This window comes from Roseateles sp. Mitsp63 (assembly GCF_059491535.1).
The window spans coordinates 5,934,823-5,953,187 of the sequence record NZ_CP168509.1; the positions used below are offsets into that span (position 1 = coordinate 5,934,823).

The following is an 18,365-nucleotide window of genomic DNA, read 5'->3' on the forward strand; positions in this document are numbered from 1 at the left end:
CCGCGATTGTTTCGGGACCGGATGACGGTTCCGTGACGCGCCTTTTTTCTTGCTTGACACCGCGCTCCGCGCCACGCGAAGCTGCGCCGCGAGCACAAGGGAGTCCATGAACACGCCAGACCAGCGGCCCGCGCTGCAGGCCCTCAATGCGCTGTACGGCCGCCGCGCCGCGGTCTACGACTACGAGCTGATGCCGGTGGCGCCGCTGCGGCGCGAGGCCATCGCGGCGCTCGCGCTCGAGCCGGGGCAGACGGTGCTCGACATCGGCGCCGGCACCGGGCTGAGCCTGCCCGGCCTGTGCGCCGCGGTGGGACGAAGCGGCCGGGTCGTCGCGGTCGAGCCTTGCGAATCGATGATGCGCCAGGCCCGGCAGCGCGCGCGGGCCGAGCACCTGGATGCGCCGATCGATTTCCTGCCATCGACCGCCGAGGACGCGCCCTATGCGTCCGCGCTCGGCACGCGCCGGGCGGACGCGGCGCTGTTCTTCTTCACGCACGACGTGCTGCAGAGCGCGGAAGGCCTCACGCGGGCGCTCGGCGTGCTCAAGCCCGGCGCGCGCATCGTCGCGGCGGGACTGGCGTGGGCGCCGCCCTGGCTGCCGATGAGCAACCTGTTCGTGCTGGGCGCCGCGATGCATTCGGTGATCCGCATGGACGGGCTCGACTGCCCGTGGCGGCTGCTCGAGGCCCGGATGCGCGACGCGGAGGTCGAGCGCCGCTGGCTCGCCTCCGCGTATCTGTTGACCGGCCGGGTGTAGCCGGCCGGGATGCCGGGGGTATGCCGGGGATCAGTCCTCGAGCGGCACGAAGATCCAGAGCAGGAAGTACAGCAGCATCCCGCCGCCGGCGCACATGGTGAGCGCGACGAACACGATGCGCCAGAACCACGCCGCCAGCCCGCTCAGCCGCGCCAGACCGCCGCACACGCCGCCGATCCAGCGGTCATCGCGGCTGCGGCGAAAGCCGTTGATCGCGTTCACCGCCGGCGCGCCGCCCTGCGGCGAGGCGTAGGCATACGAGGTCGACGAGCGCGCGCTGGCATTGAGTACGCGTTCCTTGGCCTTGGCGAACTCGTCGTCGCTGAGGGCCCCGGCGTCATGCAGGTCGGCCAGGCGCTTGAGTTCTTCGGCGTCGGACATGAGGGACTCCTTTCTGGGGGGCTGGCATCGAAGGATGCGATGGAGCGAAGACTACGCAGCGCCCCCACCGTGCGCGAGGCGCGTGCGACCGGCTGCATCTGGGCGCGATGCGGAGCGGAGGGCGCGCGACAGGGCGTTTCCACTCAAGGCCCGCGACGGCACGCGCGGGAGAATCCGCTCCCATGAATCCCTCCACCCGGTCCCTGCTGGCCTCGATCCCGGCGCTGTCGCTCGCGCTGCTGCCCCTCGCGCCGCTGAGCGCCGCCACGCCGCCGCAGCCCGCGCGCGCGGTCGCGGCCGCGGCGGCTTCGTCCGTTCAGCCGGACAGCGCGAAGGCGCCGATCACGCATGACGTCTACGCGACCTGGCGCAGCATCCAGCACACGCAGCTGAGCCGCGATGGCCAGTGGCTCGCCTACGCGCTGGTCGCGCAGGAGGCGGATGGCGAGCTCGTCGTGCGCCACATGGCCGATGGCCGCGAGCATCGCGCGCCGCGCGGCACCTCGCCGCAGTTCAGCGCCGACGGCCGCTTCGTGGCCTTCGCCGTGCAGCCGACGCGGGACGAGCTCGACCAGGCGAAGAAGGACAAGAAGAAGGGCGACGAGGCGCCGAAGGCGGGGGCCGCGTGGATGGACCTCGCCACCGGCCGCGTCGAGACCGTGGAGCGCGTGAAACGCTTCGCCTGGGGCAGGGACGGCGGCCGCCATCTGGCGATGCTGCTGGAGCCGCCGGCGAAGAAGGACAGCGGCAAGGAGCCCGCCAAGGACGCCAAGGTGCCCGGCACCGCGCTCGTGCTGATCGACGCCGAAACGAAGCAGCGCAACACCTACAAGGACGCCGCCGAGTTCGAATGGAATCGGCCGGGCACGCTGCTGGCGTACACGCTGTCGGTGAAGGAGCCGCCGAAGAAGGAGGCCGCCAAGGCGGCCTCGCCCGTCGCGTCGGACGCCGCCGCCGCGCCCGCGCAGCCCGCCGCCGAGGAGACCGCGCCCGAAGGCGTCTACCTCGTCGATCCCGCCGAACCGGCGAAGGCGCGCGCCGTGCTGTCCGGCGCCGGCAGCTACAAGCAGCTCGCCTTCGACGAGGCGGGCCGCCGGCTCGCCTTCGTGAGCAATCGCGACCACGTCGCCACCCTCCGGCCGGAGAAGACGCCCAAGGACGAGAAGCCGGCCAAGCCGGATCCGACGCCGTTCAAGCTCTTCCTGTGGGAAGCCGGCCAGGAGCGCGCGGCGATGCTGGTCGACGCCGCGACCGCCGGCATGCCCGCGGGCTGGACGCCGAGCGAGCATGCCGCGCTGAACTTCAGCAAGGATGGCCGGCGGCTGTTCCTGGGCACCGCCGAGCTGCCCGCGCCCGAGCCCAAGGACGCGCCCGAGCCGTTGAAGGTCGACCTCTGGCACTGGAAGGATCCGGAGCTGCAATCGGCGCAGAAGGCCAAGGCCGACAAGGAGCGCGTGCGCAGCTACCGCGCCGTCGTGCATCTGGGAGCGGACGCCGGGGCCTCGCGCTTCGTGCAGCTCGCCACCAAGGAGCTGCCGGCGATCCAGGTCAACGAGAACGCCCAGGCCGCGCTCGGCCTCAGCGAGCTGCCGTATCGGCCGCTGGTGTCGTGGGAAGGCGTCTACATGGACGCCTATGCCGTGGACCTGAACACCGGCGCGGCGACGCCGCTCGCGCGCAAGCTGAGGCACGCGCCGACGCTTTCGCCCGGCGGGCGCTACGTGCTGGGCTTCGACGCGCCGGCCGCACGCTGGATGGCCTGGCGGACCGACACCGGCGCCGCCGTCGACCTCACCAGCCGGATCAAGTCGCGCTTCGACAACGACGACCGCGACGTGCCCGACCTGCCGTCGCCCTACGGCAGCGCCGGCTGGACCGCCGATGACGACAGCGTCGTCCTCTACGACAAGTTCGACCTCTGGGCGGTCCGGCCGGCCACCGGCGAGTCGCGCAACCTGACGCAAGGCTGGGGCCGCAAGCAGCAGCTGCAGCTGCGCGCGGTGCCGCTCGACCCCGAGGACGCGGACAGGAAGCCGCTGCCCGCCGACACGCTGACGCTGAGCGGCACGCACGACATCACGCGCGCCAGCGGCTATTACCGCGTCGACGCGGCAGGCGGCGCGCCCCGGACGCTGATCCAGGACGACCGGATGATCGGCGGCCTGATCAAGGCGAAGGAGGCGGACCGCGTCGTCTTCACGCAGCAGACCTTCGTCGAATTCCCGGACCTGTGGGCGACGACGCTCGCGTTCCAGCAGCCGGCGCGCGTCAGCCAGGCCAATCCGCAGCAGGCGCGCTACGCCTGGGGCACGCAGGAGCTGATCGAGTACACCGCCGCCGATGGCCGCAAACTGCGCGCGCTGCTGGCCAAGCCGGCGGACTTCGACCCGAAGAAGCAGTACCCGATGATGGTCTACATCTACGAGAAGATGACCGACAACCGGTACCGCTACATCCCGCCCGCGCCGGCGCAGAACATCAACGTCACGCGCTACGTCTCCAACGGCTACCTGGTGCTGCGGCCCGACATCGTCTACACGACCGGCCATCCGGGCCGCAGCGCGATGAACACGGTGCTGCCGGCGATCCGCCAGCAGATCGCCAAGGGTTTCGCCGATCCGAAGCGCATCGGCATCCAGGGCCACAGCTGGGGCGCGTACCAGATCAACTACCTGATCACGCACACGTCGCTGTTCCGCGCCGCCGAGGCCGGCGCCTCCATGGCCAACATGGTCAGCGGCTACGGCGGCATCCGCTGGGGCGCGGGCATCAGCCGCGCGTTCCAGTACGAGCATGGCCAGAGCCGCATCGGCGCCACGCCCTGGGAACGGCCCGACCTGTACCTGGAGAACTCGCCGATCTTCCGCGTCGACAAGGTCACCACGCCCTACCTGACCATCCACAACGACGAGGACGACGCGGTGCCCTGGTACCAGGGCATCGAGTTCTTCACCGCGCTGCGGCGCCTGGGCAAGGAGGCCTACTGGTTCAACTACAACGGCGAGAAGCACGGCCTGCGCGAGCGCGACCACATGAAGCACTACACCGTGCACATGGCCGAGTTCTTCGACCATTACCTGCTCGGACGCCCGCGCCCGGAGTGGATGGACCAGCCGGTGCCCTACCTGGAGCGCGGCAAGCGCGACGTGACGGGCCAGTTCAAGCCGGCGGCCACCCCGGCCGAGACCGCCGTCGCCAAGGGCCAGGAAGCGACGCCCGAGGGCGGCAGCGCCAAGTAGCCCGCCAGGGCCGCCAGGGCCGCCATCGCGGCCGGTGCCGCGATCAGCGCACCGGGTCCGCGTTCTGCGCGGCGCCGCGCGCGCTCTCGATGCGCTCCGCGATCGGCGGGTGGGTGGACAGCCATTCGGCCCCGCGATCGGAGCGGCCCTCGCGGCGCATCTCGTCGCGCAGCTTGGTCCACGCGCCGACCAGCGTCTCGTTGGGCAGATGCTCGCGCAGGATCAGCCGCTGCGCCTCGGCATCGGACTCGCGCTCGGCGTTGCGGCTGTAGCGCAGCGCCTGCAGCGACGCCATCGACCCCGCCGCGACCGTCGAGAAATCGCCGAGCACCACGCCCGCGACGCTCAGCAGGCCAATGCCCTGCACCACCTGCCGCATCGCATGGCGATGCTTCACATGGCCCGCCTCGTGGCCCAGCACGGCCATCAGCTCATCGTCGGTGAGCGCCTCGGCCAGGCCATCGAAGACGATGATCGTGCCGTTGGGCAGCGCCATCGCGTTGAAGCCCGCGCGGTCGCCCTGCCGCGCGAAGCGCACGTCCAGCGGCACGCCGGGGAAGACGCGCGAGGCGATGTCGTCGAAGCGGTCGACGATCTCCTTCCGGCGGCGCTCGGGCAACTGCGACGGCTTGAGCCAGTCGTGCTGGAGCTGCTCCTCGACCTGGTTGCCGACCGCCCGGTCCAGCTTCGCCGGCACCAGCGGCAGCGCCGCCCGCGCGAGCAGGCCGGCACCCTGGCGGTCGAACCAGGCCACCAGCAGGATCAGCAGGACCAGGCCGCACAGCGACAGCACCCAGCTCCCGATCATTTGCGCGCCGAGCGACTGGCCGCCGAGCTGGCGGCCCATCGCATGGCCCGCCGGGATCCAGAGCGTGCCGCCATCGGGCAGGCCGACCGGCGTGGCGCTGTCGCGCCACCATTCGCCGACCTGCAGCCGGCTGCGGGCATAGCGGCGCAGCCCGGGCAGCGAAGGCTGCGAGGCGGCGAGCTCCGCCTCCGACGGCGGCGACGCCGTGGCGGCCTGCGGACGCGGCGGCCAGGGCATGAACTCGAGGTGGTTGCGGCTCAGGCGCACCCGCACCTCCTGCGGGCGGTTCTCGGCGCCGTCGAACCAGCGGCCGGTGCCGGTCTGCGATCGGGATCTCATGTCGGGTCCTCCGGGCTCACCAGCCGATGTCCAGGCCGAAGGCGTCGGCGACGCCATCGCCCACCGCCCCGCGGCCATGGCCGCGTCCGGACTTCACGATCAGCGTGTCGAGCGGCTCATCGGACAGCACGGTCATGCCCTCGACGCGCAGCCGGGCGATGCGCACCGCCAGGAACGGCCAGTACAGGCCCAGCGTCAGCACGGTCAGCAGGCCGTGTCCCATCAGCGTCTTGAACAGCCGCAGCGCGGGCAGCTCATAGGCGAACTCGATGCCGCCGGACAGGCGCGTGTTGTCCCAGATCAGCTTCTGCAGCCGCGCGATGTAGACCGGCCAGCCGATCACCCAGGCCACGCCCATCGTCGCCAGCGGCGCGAAGATCGCCAGTTGCGCCGCGGGGCCGCTGGAGGCCGCCTTCAGCGCGCCCGCGCCGATCGCCGTGATCACGCCCGCCACCAGACCGGCCAGCAGACCGACGCCGATCAGCCGCAGGTACAGGCCGTAGAAGGCGCGCACCGGCAGCTCGAAGTCGAACTGCAGCGTGCCGTAGCGCGCATGGCGATGCTGGAAGCGCTTGAGCCAGCCATGCGCGAGCGGGAACAGCAGGCTCAGCGCCAGGCCGCCGACGCCCAGGACCACGGGGTTCAGGCCCAGGCCGGCGCCGACCGAGACGAAGGTCCAGGCCACCAGCAGCGGCAGGCAGGACAGGTAGGTGGTGGGCGCGTCGGCCAGGAAGCCGAAGCGCACGCCGCGCCAGCTGGTATTGCCCAGCTTGAAGCGCTGCGCGCCGGCGAACAGCAGCGGGCCGCAGGCGTAGAGCACGATCAGCATCGCGATGCCGGCGCCCTTGGACCATTCGAAGGCATGGCCGTAGCAGACCAGCAGCGCCAGCGCGAGAACGCGGCCGACGAGGATGCGGCGCGGATCGCCGTGGAAGTCGAAGGAGTCGCCGGCCAGCAGCGTGTGGCGCGCGAACCAGCGCGCCTTGCGGCGCTTCGCCCAGGCGGAATAGACGCCCAGCGTGGCCAGCGTGAGCAGCGTGTTGACGATCCAGACGCGGAAGTAATCCGCGCCGGTGCCGGTGAATTCGAGCCGCTGCTCATGCAGCTTCGCGAGCAGGCCGGTGGCCATCGGCCCGGCCGGCGCGGCCTGCGCCGCGGACTCCGGCATCGGCGCCCCGCCCCGCGCGGCCGGCGGCATCGGCGACGGCGCCGCGGCGGGGGCCGCCATCGGCACCAGCGCCAGCTCGATCTTGTTGTCGATCAATCCCACTTCTCCCAGGCCCGTTCTGGCCCGGGCGAGAGTCTAGTGGTTCAGGCCGGCTCGCCCGTGCCGAGCGCGCCACGGTGCAGCGCGTGGTGTTGCACGGCATCCGGCTCGAACAGCGCGACCAGCGCCGCCATCAGCGCGCGCGCCTTGGCCGAGTTGTCCCCGCCGTAGTTGCAGACATAGACGTCCAGCGTCACGCAGGCCAGCTCCGGCCAGGTGTGCAGCGCGACGTGCGATTCGGCCAGCAGCAGCATGCCGGTGATGCCGCCCGGCTCGCCGGCGGCGCTGTCTGGAAAACGGTGCCATTGCTCGCCGACCACCGCCAGGCCGGCGGATTCGGCGGCGGCGCGGGTCTCGCCGGCCAGGCCGTGACGATCGGTCAACAGCGTCAGGTGCGCGCAACCGGACAGATCGGCGGTGAGATGCAGGCCGTTCATCGACGTGCTCAGCCGCCGGACTGTCCGGCCTCGGCGATCAGCGCGTGGCAGCGTTCCTCGTGCTGGGCGATCTCGGCCAGCGTGACCTCGATGTCGCTGAGCTGCTGCTGCAGCTGACGGCGGTGCTGGTCCAGCACGCCGAGGAAGGCCCGCAGCTGCGGCACGGTGTCCGACTGGGTGTCGTACATGTCGACCAGCTGCTTGATTTCCTGCAGCGACAGGCCCAGCCGCTTGCCGCGCAAGGTCAGCTTGAGCCGCGTGCGGTCGCGCTGGGTATAGACGCGGTTGCGTCCGGCGCGCGCCGGCGTCAGCAGGCCCATGTCCTCGTAGAAGCGGATCGCGCGCGGGGTGATGTCGAACTCGGCCGCCAGTTCGGTGATGGTGAACAGCGGCCCCGCGTCGTCGCCGGCCTCGGGCAGGGCGTCCTCGGACAGCTCGTCGGCCGGGGTCGGGCGGGGTTCGGTGCTCATGGCTACACTGGCAAATGACGTTGACGTAAACGTAAGTCTATAGCCATGGCCAACCCTCGCGAATCCGAACTGACCTATACCCTCGGCGACACGCTGCCCGGCCCGGGCGAGGCGCTGGACGTGGCCCCCGGTGTGCGCTGGGTGCGGATGGGGCTGCCCTTCGCGCTGGACCACATCAACCTGTGGCTGCTGCGCGATGCGATCGATGGGCGCGAGGGCTGGACCCTCGTCGACTGCGGCATCCACAACGACGCGACGAAGGCGGGCTGGGAACAGGTGTTCGCCGAACGCCTGGACGGACTGCCGGTGCTGCGCGTCGTCGTCACGCACTTCCATCCCGATCACATGGGTCTGGCGCACTGGTTGACCGAGCGCTGGCAGTGCCGGCTGTGGATCAGCGCGACGGACTATCAGCTCGCGCGGCTCGCCTCGTCGTCGACGGTCGGCATGGGCGGCGAAGCCGCGGCGGCCTTCTTCGGCAGCCATGGCCTGACCGACCCGGCCGCGCTGGACAAGATCCGCGGCCGCGCGAGCTACTACCCCGGCATGGTCCCTGCGGTCCCGCCGGCCTTCCGGCGCCTGATGGATGGGATGACGATCCGGATCGGCGAGCACGATTGGCGCTGCCTCGTGGGTCATGGGCACGCGCCCGAGCACATCAGCCTGTTCAGCGAGACGCTGGGCGTGATGATCTCCGGCGACATGGTCCTGCCGCGGATCTCGACCAACGTGTCGGTCGTGGATGCGGAGCCGGAGGCCGATCCGCTGCAGCTCTACCTGGACTCGCTGGCGCGGCTGACGCCGCTGCCGGCGGACACGCTGGTGCTGCCGGCGCATGGCAAGCCCTTCCGCGGGCTGCATGCGCGCATCGACCAGTTGCAGCAGCATCATCAGGAGCGTCTGGCCGAGGTGCTGGAGGCCTGCACCGCCAAGCCCTGCCATGCGGCGGAACTGCTGCCGATGATGTTCCGGCGGCCGCTGGACCTGCATCAGACGACCTTCGCGATGGGCGAGGCGGTGGCCCACCTGAACCGGCTGTGGCACGGCGGCCAGCTGCGGCGCTCGCTGGACGAGGACGGCATCCACCGCTTCTCGGCCTGACGCCGGCGCGCGTGCGGACGCGCGGGCCTGTCGCGGATCGATCGAAGGAATTCGCTGCCCTGAAATGACAGTCGCCGCCGCCCCGGTCACGGGACGGCGGCGCTGCGCCTTGTAATGCATCAGCTTGTCGGCTCTGAGCGCGGGTCGACCTGGCTCAGCGGTTGGCTGGGGGACCCTGGGCGCCGCCGGGAGCGGAACGCGGGAGGCGGTTCTGGCTCAGATGCGGTGATGACAGCAAGTCCGAGTGTGCCGCCCCACTCAAATGAGTCACAAGCCCCCCAAAGGGGGAAGTGCGAAGGTTTACCGCTACCGTCAAGAACGATTGACGCATTCGGTATTTGTTCTCGGCGGCGCTCAGGCCCCGTCCATCAGCGGCAACACCGCCTGCTTCAGGCGATCGCGCGCGAGTTCGTACTCGGGGAAGACGGAACGGACGACGGCCCAGAAGCGCGGGCTGTGGTTCATTTCCTTGAGGTGGGCCAGCTCGTGCGCGACGACGTAATCGATGAGCGCCGGCGAGAAATGGATCAGCCGCCAGTTGAGCCGGATCATCCCGTCGGCGCTGGCACTGCCCCATCGGGTCTGCGCGGACGAGAGCCGCAATCCGGTCATCGTCACCCCCAGCGGACCGGCGAAGTGCCGGCAGCGCTGTTCGAAGAGCTGCCGCGCCTGACGCTGCAGCCAGGCCTGCACGCCGTCGCGGATCTGCTCCGGCGACGCGTCCTGCGGCAGGCCGAGGTAGAGCATGCGGCGAGGCACCGTGGCCAGCGTCGGCTGCGGATCGGCCTGGCCCTCGTCGAGCCGGGCGCCGGTGAGCGAGGGGTCGAGCACCACGATCAGCGGCTCGCCGAGGTAAGGCAGGCTGCAGCCGTCGCCCCAATGGACGCGGGCCGCCTGCGTGCGCCGGGCGCGCTCGCGCTGCTCGACCAGCTTGCGCAGGATCCAGTCGGCCTTCTGTTGCAGCGCGCTGTCGATGTCGCCCAGCGGCACCCACTTCGGCGCGGACACGCGCAGGCCGTCCTCGCTGACGGTGAAGCCGATGCTCCGCCGCCGCGCGCGCTTGAGTTCGTATGGAATCGCCTGGCCCTGCAGCAAGACCTGGCGCAGCGACGCGCCAGCATCGCCGCGCGAGCGCGGCGTCGGGGCGAGAGGATCGGGAGCGGGACGCGGGGGCGCGGGTTCAGGCTCGGCGTCGAACAACGACAGCTGGGTGAAGCTGTTCAGCAGTCCGCCCAGTCCCCGCAGCTTGGAAGGCAGCATGGGCTGCGAGTGTAATCAGGCAGAGGCCTGCGCGGCCGCGGCCGGCGACGCCTGGCCGGGCGGATAGGCCTCGGGGTCCAGCACCCGCATCTCGCCCTCGATCCAGGCCTGGACCTCCTTCATCAGCTCGGCGGGCGCGCGTCCTTCGCTGGGGATCAGCGGGCCGATCGAGATGTCGATCGTGCCCGGCTTGAGCAGGAAGCTCTTGCGCGGCCAGCAGCGGGCCGAGTTCATCGCGATGGGCACCACCGGCTGGCCGGTCTCGACCGCCAGCCGCGTGCCGCCGGTCTTGTACTCGCCGGCCTTGCCGCGCGCCACGCGCGTGCCTTCCGGGAACATGATCACCCAGTTGCCCTGGCCCATGATCCGCTTGCCCTGCGCCGCCACCTTGCTCCAGGCCTCGCTGCGCTTGCTGCGGTCGATGTGGATCATGTCCAGCCGCGCCATCGACCAGCCGAAGAACGGGATGTAGATCAGCTCCCGCTTGAACACGTAGGCCAGCGGCCGCGGCATCAGCATCGGGTAGGCGAAGGTCTCCCAGGTCGACTGGTGCTTGGACAGCAGGATGGCCGACTGCTTCTCGCCGGTGGGCAGGTGCTCCATGCCGCGCACGCGCCATTTGACGCCGCAGATCAGGCGGGCGCCCCAGATCGCGACGCGCAGCCAGTTGGCGCACATCCAGTAGAGCCGGGTGCTGTTGAGGAACAGCGAGCAGACCACGACCGCGGTGCCCCAGGGCACGACGGTGACGATCAGGTAGAGGACGAAGAGGATCGAGCGCAGGGCGATGAGCATCAGCTCAGGTCTCCGGGAGAGGTATCGGGTTCGGCGGACTCGCCGCGCGACTGGGCGCGCGCGCGGCGCTCCTCATGGATGAGCGTTTCGGCGAAGGCGGCGAGGTCCTGGTGCACGCGGCTGCCGGGCACCAGCGCGATCTGCTCCTGCAGCTGCGCCTCGTCCACGCCGCCCAGGCGGTCGCCGCGCACCAGGTGCGGCACGCAGCCGGCGTTGTGGGCCGTCTGCAGGTCGCGCACGCTGGCGCCGACCATGTGGACCTGCGACAGGTCCACGCCGAAGCGCTCGCCGATCTGCTCGACCAGGCCGGGCAGCGGCTTGCGGCAGTTGCAGTTCTCTTCCGGCGCGTGCGGGCAGAAGAAGGCGGCGTCGAGGCGGCCGCCCTTCTCCGCCAGCAGCTGGTTGAGGCGCAGGTGCACCGCGTTCAGCGAGGCCATGTCCAGCAGCCCGCGCCCGATGCCGGGCTGGTTGGTGGCCATCACCGTGTGCCAGCCGGCATGGTTCAGCCGCGCGACGGCCTCGAGCGCGCCGGGCAGCGGCTCGAGTTCCTCGGGCGACTTCACGTGGTCGTCGCGGTAGCGGTTGATCGTGCCGTCGCGGCCCAGGATCACCAGCTTCATGCCGTGTTGATGGTCGGACCGGGTGGGCATCGGGGGCTCCGTTCAGCGTCGTTGCGGCGCGGCGGCGATCAGGCGGCCAGGCGCGAGAGGTCGGCCACGCGGTTCATCGCCTCGTGCAGCTGCTTGAGCAGCGCCTGGCGATTGGCACGCAGCGCGGGATCCTCGGCGTTGACCATCACGTCGTCGAAGAACGCGTCGACCGGCGCCTTCAGCGCGGCCAGCGCCTTCAGCGAGCCGGCATAGTCATGCTGCTCGAACAGCGTGTCGGCCTGCGGCTTCACCGCGGCCAGCGCCGCGGCCAGCGCCTGCTCGGCGGACTCGGTCAGCAGCGCCGGCGTCACTTCGGTCGGCAGCTCGCCCTCGATCTTCTTGAGGATGTTGCCCACGCGCTTGTTGGCCGCGGCCAGCGAGGCCGATTCCGGCAGCGCCGCGAAGGCGCGCACCGCTTCCAGGCGCTTGGGCACGTCGCCCAGGCGGGCCGGGTTCAGCGCCAGCACCGCGTCGACTTCCTGGGCGCTGTAGCCCTGGTCGCGCAGGCTGACCGCCAGGCGGTCGGCGAAGAAGCCCAGCAGCGCCTCGGCCGGGTCCTGGATCAGCTCGCCGAACGCCGGCAGCGCGCCCTGGATCAGCTCCGGCAGCGAGAGCTGCATGTGGTTCTCGACCAGGATGCGGATCACGCCCAGCGCGTGGCGGCGCAGCGCGAACGGGTCCTTGTCGCCGGTGGGCAGCTGGCCGATGCCGAACAGGCCGATCAGCGTCTCCAGCTTGTCGGCCAGCGCCACGACGGTGCCGGTGTGGTTGCGCGGCAGCGCGTCGCCGGCGAAGCGCGGCTTGTAGTGGTCCTCGATCGCCTTGGCGACGCCGTCGCGCAGGCCTTCATGGCGCGCGTAGTAGCCGCCCATGATGCCCTGCAGCTCGGGGAACTCACCGACCATGTCGGTCAGCAGGTCGGCCTTGGCCAGGCGCGCGGCTTCCTGCGCCTTGCTGTCGAGCACGTCGAACTCGTCCTTGGCCTCGACCGTGTACGGGTGCTGGGCCATGCGCAGCTGGTTGACGATGGCATGCGCGATCGCGCGCACGCGCTCGGCGCGATCGCCCTGGCTGCCCAGCTTGCCGTGGTACACGACCTTGCCCAGGCCGTCGACGCGCGAGGCCAGCGTCTTCTTGCGGTCCTGGTCGAAGAAGAACTTCGCGTCGGCCAGGCGCGGGCGCACGACGCGCTCGTTGCCCTCGACGACCTTGGACGCGTCGTCCGGATGCACGTTGCTGACCACCAGGAAGCGGTGGGTCAGCTTGCCGTGGCCGTCCAGCAGCGGGAAGTACTTCTGGTTGGCCTTCATCGTCAGGATCAGGCATTCCTGCGGAACGGCCAGGAACTCGGGCTCGAACTGGCACGAGAGCACGTTGGGCAGCTCGACCAGCGCGGTCACCTCGTCCAGCAGCTCGGGCGCGTCGATCGGCGACAGGCCCAGCGGTTCGGCGCTGGCCTGCAGCTGGCGCACGATCTCGTTGCGGCGCTGCTCGAAGGAGGCGATCACGCCGCCTTCCTCGCGCAGTTGCTGCTCGTAGCTGTCGGCGTTGCGGACTTCAATCGCGGCGGCCTTGGACTCGAAGCGGTGGCCGCGGGTCACGCGGCCGGCGCTCAGCCCGAGCGCGCCGACCTCGACCAGGTCGTCGCCGTGCAGCGCGATCAGGCCATGGGCCGGACGCACGAACTTGACGTCGCTCCAGCCGTCGGCCAGCTGGTAGGTCATCACCTTGGGAATGGGCAGCTTGGCGAGGGTCTCGTCCAGCGCCTTCTGCAGGCCGTCCTTCAGCGTCACGCCGGGGACGACGGTGTCCAGGAACAGCGCCTCGGCCTTGCCGTCGGGCGCGCGCTTCAGGCTGGGAACGGCCGATGCGTCGACGCCGGCCGCGGCCAGCTTCTTCAGCAGCGCGGGCGTCGCGTTGCCGGCGGCGTCCAGCGCCACGGCCACGGGCATCAGCTTCTGCTGCACCGCCCGATCGGCGGCCTTGGCGGCCACGCCGGTCACGTGCACGGCCAGCCGGCGCGGCGTCGCGAACGCGCGCACCGCGGCGCCGGCCTCGGCCAGGCCCTGCGCCTTCAGCGCGTCCGCCAGCACCGACGAGAAGGCCTCGCCCAGCTTCTTCAGCGCCTTGGGCGGCAGTTCCTCGACAAACAGTTCGACGAGAAGATTCTTGGTGGTCATGCTCGTGATTCCTCGGCCTCAGGCGGCGGCCTTCTTGTCGGCGGCCTTCTCGGCCTTGGCGGCGGCCTCGGCGCCCTTCTTCTCGATCTGCGCGACCACCTCGTCGGCCCAGGCCGTCGGGGCCATCGGGAAGCCGAGCCGCGCGCGGCTGTCCACGTAGCCCTGCGCGACGGCGCGCGCCAGGTTGCGGATGCGGCCGATGTAGGCGGCGCGCTCGGTCACGCTGATCGCGCCGCGCGCGTCCAGCAGGTTGAAGGTGTGCGCCGCCTTGAGCAGCTGCTCATAGGCCGGCAGCGCGAGCTGCGCGCCCATCAGGTGCTGGGACTGGCGCTCGTGCGCGGCGAAGGCGCCGAGGAGGAAGTCCACGTCGCTGTGCTCGAAGTTGTAGGTCGACTGCTCGACCTCGTTCTGGTGGAACACGTCGCCATAGCTGAGGCCGTCGGTGTAGACCAGGTCGTAGACCGATTCCTTGCCCTGCAGGTACATCGCCAGGCGCTCCAGCCCGTAGGTGATCTCGCCGGTGATGGGCTTGCAGTCGATGCCGCCGACCTGCTGGAAGTAGGTGAACTGCGTCACCTCCATGCCGTTGAGCCAGACCTCCCAGCCCAGGCCCCAGCAGCCCAGCGTCGGGTTCTCCCAGTCGTCCTCGACGAAGCGGACGTCGTTCTTCTTCAGGTCGAAGCCCAGCGCCTCGAGCGAGCCCAGGTAGAGCTCCAGGATGTTGGCCGGCGCCGGCTTGAGCACGACCTGGAACTGGTAATAGTGCTGCAGGCGGTTCGGGTTCTCGCCGTAGCGGCCGTCCTTGGGGCGGCGGCTGGGCTGCACGTAGGCGGCCTTCCAGGGCTCGGGGCCGAGCGCGCGCAGGAACGTCGCGGTATGACTCGTTCCGGCGCCGACCTCCATGTCATAGGGCTGCAGCAGGGCGCAGCCTTGCTTGGACCAGTACTCCTGCAGGCGGAGGATCAGTTGCTGGAATGTCAGCATGGGGCGTCGGGCCGTCGGACGGGCGTTGGAGCAAAACGACCGATTCTATGTGCGCTATTTGCGGCCCGTGCCTCTCAGCGGCGGCGCAGCGCGGGCAGAACGCCGGCCGCGGCCAGCGCCCACAGCGGCCACAGCCCGAGGGCCGACAGCCAGCGCGCGTACGGCGTGACGCCGGCGCGGCCGTCGACGACGGTCTCCAGCACGCCCGCGCGCTCCGCCGGCAGCCGCGCGATCACCTGGCCGCGATGGTCGACATGGGCGGTCGCGCCGGTGTTGGTGGCGCGCACGATCGGCCGCTGGAACTCCAGCGCCCGCATCTGCGAGAACTGCAGGTGCTGGTCCTGCACCATGCGCGGCCCGAACCAGGCCAGGTTGCTGGCATTGACGAACACCGTCGCGGCCGGCTCGCCGGCGTCGAGCGCGCTGGCGACCACATCCTCGCCGAACAGATCCTCATAGCAGATCAGCGGACGCAGCCGCTGTCCGGCGAAGGGCAGCGCGCGCTGGTGCCGGCCGCGCGCCTGGTCGTCCATCGGCATGTTCATCGCGGTGACGAACCAGTGGAAGCCGGGCGGGATGAACTCGCCGAACGGCAGCAGGTGGCGCTTGCCGTAGTCATAGGACTGCGCGAAGCCCAGGCCGGCCAGCGAATTGACGAAGCCGTCGGCCGAGTTGCCCAGGAAGGTGCCCAGCAGCAGCGGCCGGACGGCGGCGCCGCGGCGCAGGCGCTCGACATGCTCGTCGCCGAGGAAGGCCAGCGGCACCGGCAGCACCGACTCCGGCGTGACCACGATCTGCCCGCGCGCCGAGTCGATCAGCGCGGTGAGCTGGTCGAAGTTCTCATCGAAGCGGGCGCGGTCGAACTTCTGGTCCTGCGGGATGTTGGGCTGCACCAGCGACACGGCGATCGAGCCGGTCGAGCGGGTGAAGTCCTGCGGCAGCCATTGCGCCGCGCCGATGCCCGCCACCAGCGCGCCCAGCAGCGCCCATTGCCGCAGCGCCAGCGCCGCCGCCGCCAGCGCCGCCAGCGCCGTGATGCCATAGACGCCGACATAGGGCGCGAACACGGCCAGCGGCCCCTGCGCATGCGCGTAGCCACTGGCGATCCACGGGAAGCCGGTGAGGAAGGTCGCGCGGGCGAGTTCCGCGCCCAGCCACAGTCCCGCGAAGACGAGCACCCGCCGCCAAGCGGCCCGGCCCGCCGACCAGCGCGCGGCCAGCCCGAGGCCGGCGGCGTAGTAGATCGACAGGAACAGCGCCAGCGCGAGCACCGCCAGCGCCGACACGGCCGCGGGCAGGTGGCCGAAGTCGTGCATGCTGATGTAGAGCCACCAGAGCCCGGACGTCAGCCAGCCCACGCCGAACAGCGCGCCGGTCAGCGCGGCGCGGCGCGGCCGCGCGCCATCGCAGGCGGCGATCAGCCAGGCCAGCGCCAGCGGCTGCAGCCACCAGGCCGGGCTGGGCGAGAACGAGGCCGTGTGCAGCGCGCCGGCCACCAGCGCCAGCGCGGGATGGCGGCACCAGCGGGGCGCGCGGAACTCCGTGCGGCGCATCAGCCGCTGTGGTCGTCGGCCTCGGAGGCCGGCGCGCGCGTCACCTTGAACCAGCGCACGGCGCCGCCGCGGTTGATCATCACCGAGAAGCGCAGGCCCGCCACCTCGACCGCCTCGCCGCGGCGCGGCACGCGGCCGTGCTCGTGCGCGACCATGCCGCCGATGGTGTCGAAGGCCGCGTCGGACAGCGCCAGGCCGAAGGCCTCGTTGACCGCGCCGATCTGCGCGTCGCCGGCGACGCGATAGCTGCCGTCGGCCAGCGTGTAGATGCCGGCGTCGCCGTCGCCGACATCGAATTCGTCCTCGATCTCGCCGACGATCTCCTCGAGCACGTCCTCGATCGTGATCAGCCCGGCGGTGTTGCCGAACTCGTCGATGACGATGGCCAGGTGATTCCGGTTGGAACGGAAATCGCGCAGCAGTTCATTCAGCCCCTTGCTCTCGGGCACGAAAACTGCCGGGCGCAGCAACGCGCGCAGGTTCAGTTCCGGGGCGCGCTGGAGCTTGAGCAGGTCCTTGGCCAGCAGGATGCCGATGATGTTGTCCCGCTGACCGTCGTAGACCGGGAAACGCGAGTGCCCGGTGTCGATGACGGTCGCCAGCAGCTCGTCGGTCGGCGCGTGGATGTCCAGCAGGTCCATGCGCGGCGCGGCGACCATCACGTCGCCGGCGCTGAGTTCGGCCATCCGCAGGACGCCTTCGAGCATCTGGCGCGATTCGGGCGCGATCAGGTCGCGCTCCTCGGCTTCGGCGAAATTCTCGATCAGCTCGCTGGTCGAGTCGGGGCCGGGATGCAGGAATTCGAGGACCCGGTCCAGGAGGCCGCGCGGGTCATTGCCACGCCCGCCATGCTTGGCGGGCCGACTAGGCTGAGGTTCAGACACTGTCGTGTGTGCCGTCGTTGAGGAGGCGCCAGAATAACCGATTGACATTGACATTCGCTTGAAACACAGTCATCCGCCCCCAGTTGCCGGGGCCAAGCTTTTCCAGAAGAGAGATGGGTCGTCCACATGCCGTCCGCCGCTGATACCGCCTCGCAAGGCGCCGCCCCGAGTCCCGCGCAGGGACTGATCCCCGCCACCATCCTCACGGGCTTCCTGGGCTCGGGCAAGACGACGCTGCTCAAGCGCGTGCTGACCGAGACCCACGGCCAGAAGATCGCCGTCATCGAGAACGAGTTCGGCGAGGAGAACATCGACAACGACATCCTCGTCAGCGAGACGCAGGAGCAGATCATCCAGCTCAGCAACGGCTGCGTCTGCTGCACGATCCGCGAGGACCTGCGCACCACGCTGTCCGACCTGGCCGCGCGCCGCCGCAAGGGCGAGCTGGACTTCGAGCGCGTGGTCATCGAGACCACCGGCCTGGCCGATCCCGGCCCGGTCGCGCAGACCTTCTTCATGGACGACGAGATCGCGGAGACCTTCCTGCTCGACTCGATCCTGACGCTGGTCGATGCCAAGCACGCGGGCGGCCAGCTCGACACCCGCCAGGAAGCGCGCCGCCAGGTGGGCTTCGCCGACCAGATCTTCCTGAGCAAGACCGACCTGGTGGACGACGCGGCCGTCGACGCGCTGACGCACCGCCTCAAGCACATGAACCCGCGCGCGCCGCAATCCCGCGTGCATTTCGGCCAGGTGCCGATCAAGGACGTGTTCGACCTGCGCGGCTTCAACCTGAACGCCAAGCTCGAGATCGACCCGGACTTCCTGGCCGCCGACGACCACGACCATGCGCATGGCCACGATCATCACGATCACGATCACGACCATCACGATCACGAGCACGGCGAGCACTGCGACCATCCGCACCACCACCATCACGACGACGACGTGAAATCCTTCGTCTTCCGCTCGGAGCGTCCGTTCAATCCGGCCAAGCTGGAGGACTTCCTGGGCGCGATCGTGCAGGTGTACGGACCGAAGATGCTGCGCTACAAGGGCGTCCTGAACATGAATGGCACCGACAAGAAGGTGATCTTCCAGGGCGTTCACCAGCTGATGGGTTCGGATCTCGGTCCGAAATGGCTGCCGAATGAAAAGAAGGTCAGCAAGATGGTGTTCATCGGCATCGATTTGCCGAAGGACATCCTGTTGCAGGGGCTGGAAGGCTGCCTGGCTTAGTGCCACACTGACCGATGGTTT

General features: G+C 70.4%; 16 protein-coding genes. 4 read left to right on the plus strand and 12 right to left on the minus strand.

Translation table 11 applies throughout. The annotated features are described in order from the left end of the window. The first annotated feature begins 106 nt into the window (after positions 1-106). Positions 107-757, plus strand: a complete 651-nt coding sequence (locus ACEN96_RS25720; RefSeq protein WP_495585854.1) for a class I SAM-dependent methyltransferase — start codon at positions 107-109, stop codon at positions 755-757. A 30-nt stretch (positions 758-787) separates the two neighbouring features. Here the strand turns inward: ACEN96_RS25720 and ACEN96_RS25725 are convergent, their stop codons facing one another. Further along, on the minus strand, positions 788-1,138 hold the full coding sequence (locus tag ACEN96_RS25725) for a PspC domain-containing protein (protein WP_495585855.1): 351 nt from the start codon (positions 1,136-1,138) through the stop codon (positions 788-790). 182 nt (positions 1,139-1,320) lie between these two features. On the opposite strand from ACEN96_RS25725, the gene ACEN96_RS25730 reads away from it, so the two are divergent. Next, positions 1,321-4,377 (plus strand): S9 family peptidase, encoded by a 3,057-nt coding sequence (locus tag ACEN96_RS25730; protein ID WP_495585856.1) that lies wholly within the window; start codon positions 1,321-1,323, stop codon positions 4,375-4,377. Positions 4,378-4,420: 43 nt separating this feature from the next. Here ACEN96_RS25730 and ACEN96_RS25735 read toward each other — a convergent pair whose 3' ends face one another. The 4 genes from ACEN96_RS25735 to ACEN96_RS25750 are packed head-to-tail and all read right to left on the minus strand — an operon-like array spanning position 4,421 to position 7,698. Next, positions 4,421-5,524, minus strand: coding sequence for a M48 family metallopeptidase (locus ACEN96_RS25735; RefSeq protein ID WP_495585857.1), 1,104 nt, complete (start codon positions 5,522-5,524; stop codon positions 4,421-4,423). A 16-nt stretch (positions 5,525-5,540) separates the two neighbouring features. Continuing rightward, complete coding sequence (locus ACEN96_RS25740; protein WP_495585858.1) at positions 5,541-6,788, minus strand: YjgN family protein; 1,248 nt, start codon at positions 6,786-6,788, stop codon at positions 5,541-5,543. 47 nt (positions 6,789-6,835) lie between these two features. Next, a complete protein-coding gene (locus ACEN96_RS25745) occupies positions 6,836-7,228 on the minus strand; it encodes an S-adenosylmethionine decarboxylase family protein (protein WP_495585859.1) in 393 nt (130 codons plus the stop codon). 8 nt (positions 7,229-7,236) lie between these two features. Continuing rightward, positions 7,237-7,698 (minus strand): MerR family transcriptional regulator, encoded by a 462-nt coding sequence (locus ACEN96_RS25750; RefSeq protein WP_495585860.1) that lies wholly within the window; start codon positions 7,696-7,698, stop codon positions 7,237-7,239. Positions 7,699-7,743: 45 nt separating this feature from the next. Here ACEN96_RS25750 and ACEN96_RS25755 point away from each other — a divergent pair, with 45 nt between their 5' ends. Beyond that, entirely contained in the window at positions 7,744-8,799 is a 1,056-nt protein-coding gene (locus tag ACEN96_RS25755) for an MBL fold metallo-hydrolase (RefSeq protein ID WP_495585861.1), read from the plus strand. Between the two features lie 354 nt (positions 8,800-9,153). Here ACEN96_RS25755 and ACEN96_RS25760 read toward each other — a convergent pair whose 3' ends face one another. The 7 genes from ACEN96_RS25760 to ACEN96_RS25790 all read right to left on the minus strand — a co-directional run bounded on the left by ACEN96_RS25760 (position 9,154) and on the right by ACEN96_RS25790 (position 17,105). Beyond that, on the minus strand, positions 9,154-10,059 hold the full coding sequence (locus ACEN96_RS25760) for a M48 family metallopeptidase (RefSeq protein ID WP_495585862.1): 906 nt from the start codon (positions 10,057-10,059) through the stop codon (positions 9,154-9,156). A 15-nt stretch (positions 10,060-10,074) separates the two neighbouring features. Then, positions 10,075-10,854 (minus strand): lysophospholipid acyltransferase family protein, encoded by a 780-nt coding sequence (locus ACEN96_RS25765; protein WP_495585863.1) that lies wholly within the window; start codon positions 10,852-10,854, stop codon positions 10,075-10,077. Beyond that, the gene (gene gmhB / locus ACEN96_RS25770; RefSeq protein WP_495585864.1) at positions 10,854-11,504 is read right to left on the minus strand and encodes a D-glycero-beta-D-manno-heptose 1,7-bisphosphate 7-phosphatase; all 651 of its coding nucleotides are present in this window, start codon (positions 11,502-11,504) and stop codon (positions 10,854-10,856) included. Before gmhB ends, ACEN96_RS25765 begins: the two co-directional genes overlap by 1 nt. A gap of 38 nt (positions 11,505-11,542) precedes the next feature. Continuing rightward, positions 11,543-13,684, minus strand: coding sequence for a glycine--tRNA ligase subunit beta (gene glyS, locus ACEN96_RS25775; protein WP_495585865.1), 2,142 nt, complete (start codon positions 13,682-13,684; stop codon positions 11,543-11,545). 18 nt (positions 13,685-13,702) lie between these two features. After that, positions 13,703-14,668, minus strand: a complete 966-nt coding sequence (gene glyQ / locus ACEN96_RS25780) for a glycine--tRNA ligase subunit alpha (RefSeq protein ID WP_495585866.1) — start codon at positions 14,666-14,668, stop codon at positions 13,703-13,705. Between the two features lie 74 nt (positions 14,669-14,742). After that, the gene (gene lnt / locus ACEN96_RS25785; protein ID WP_495585867.1) at positions 14,743-16,221 is read right to left on the minus strand and encodes an apolipoprotein N-acyltransferase; all 1,479 of its coding nucleotides are present in this window, start codon (positions 16,219-16,221) and stop codon (positions 14,743-14,745) included. Next, positions 16,221-17,105, minus strand: a complete 885-nt coding sequence (locus ACEN96_RS25790; RefSeq protein ID WP_495585868.1) for a CorC family transporter — start codon at positions 17,103-17,105, stop codon at positions 16,221-16,223. The genes lnt and ACEN96_RS25790 overlap by 1 nt, the downstream gene beginning before the upstream one ends. Positions 17,106-17,231: 126 nt before the next feature. On the opposite strand from ACEN96_RS25790, the gene ACEN96_RS25795 reads away from it, so the two are divergent. Further along, entirely contained in the window at positions 17,232-18,344 is a 1,113-nt protein-coding gene (locus ACEN96_RS25795; RefSeq protein ID WP_495585869.1) for a CobW family GTP-binding protein, read from the plus strand. The last annotated feature ends 21 nt before the right edge of the window (positions 18,345-18,365 follow it).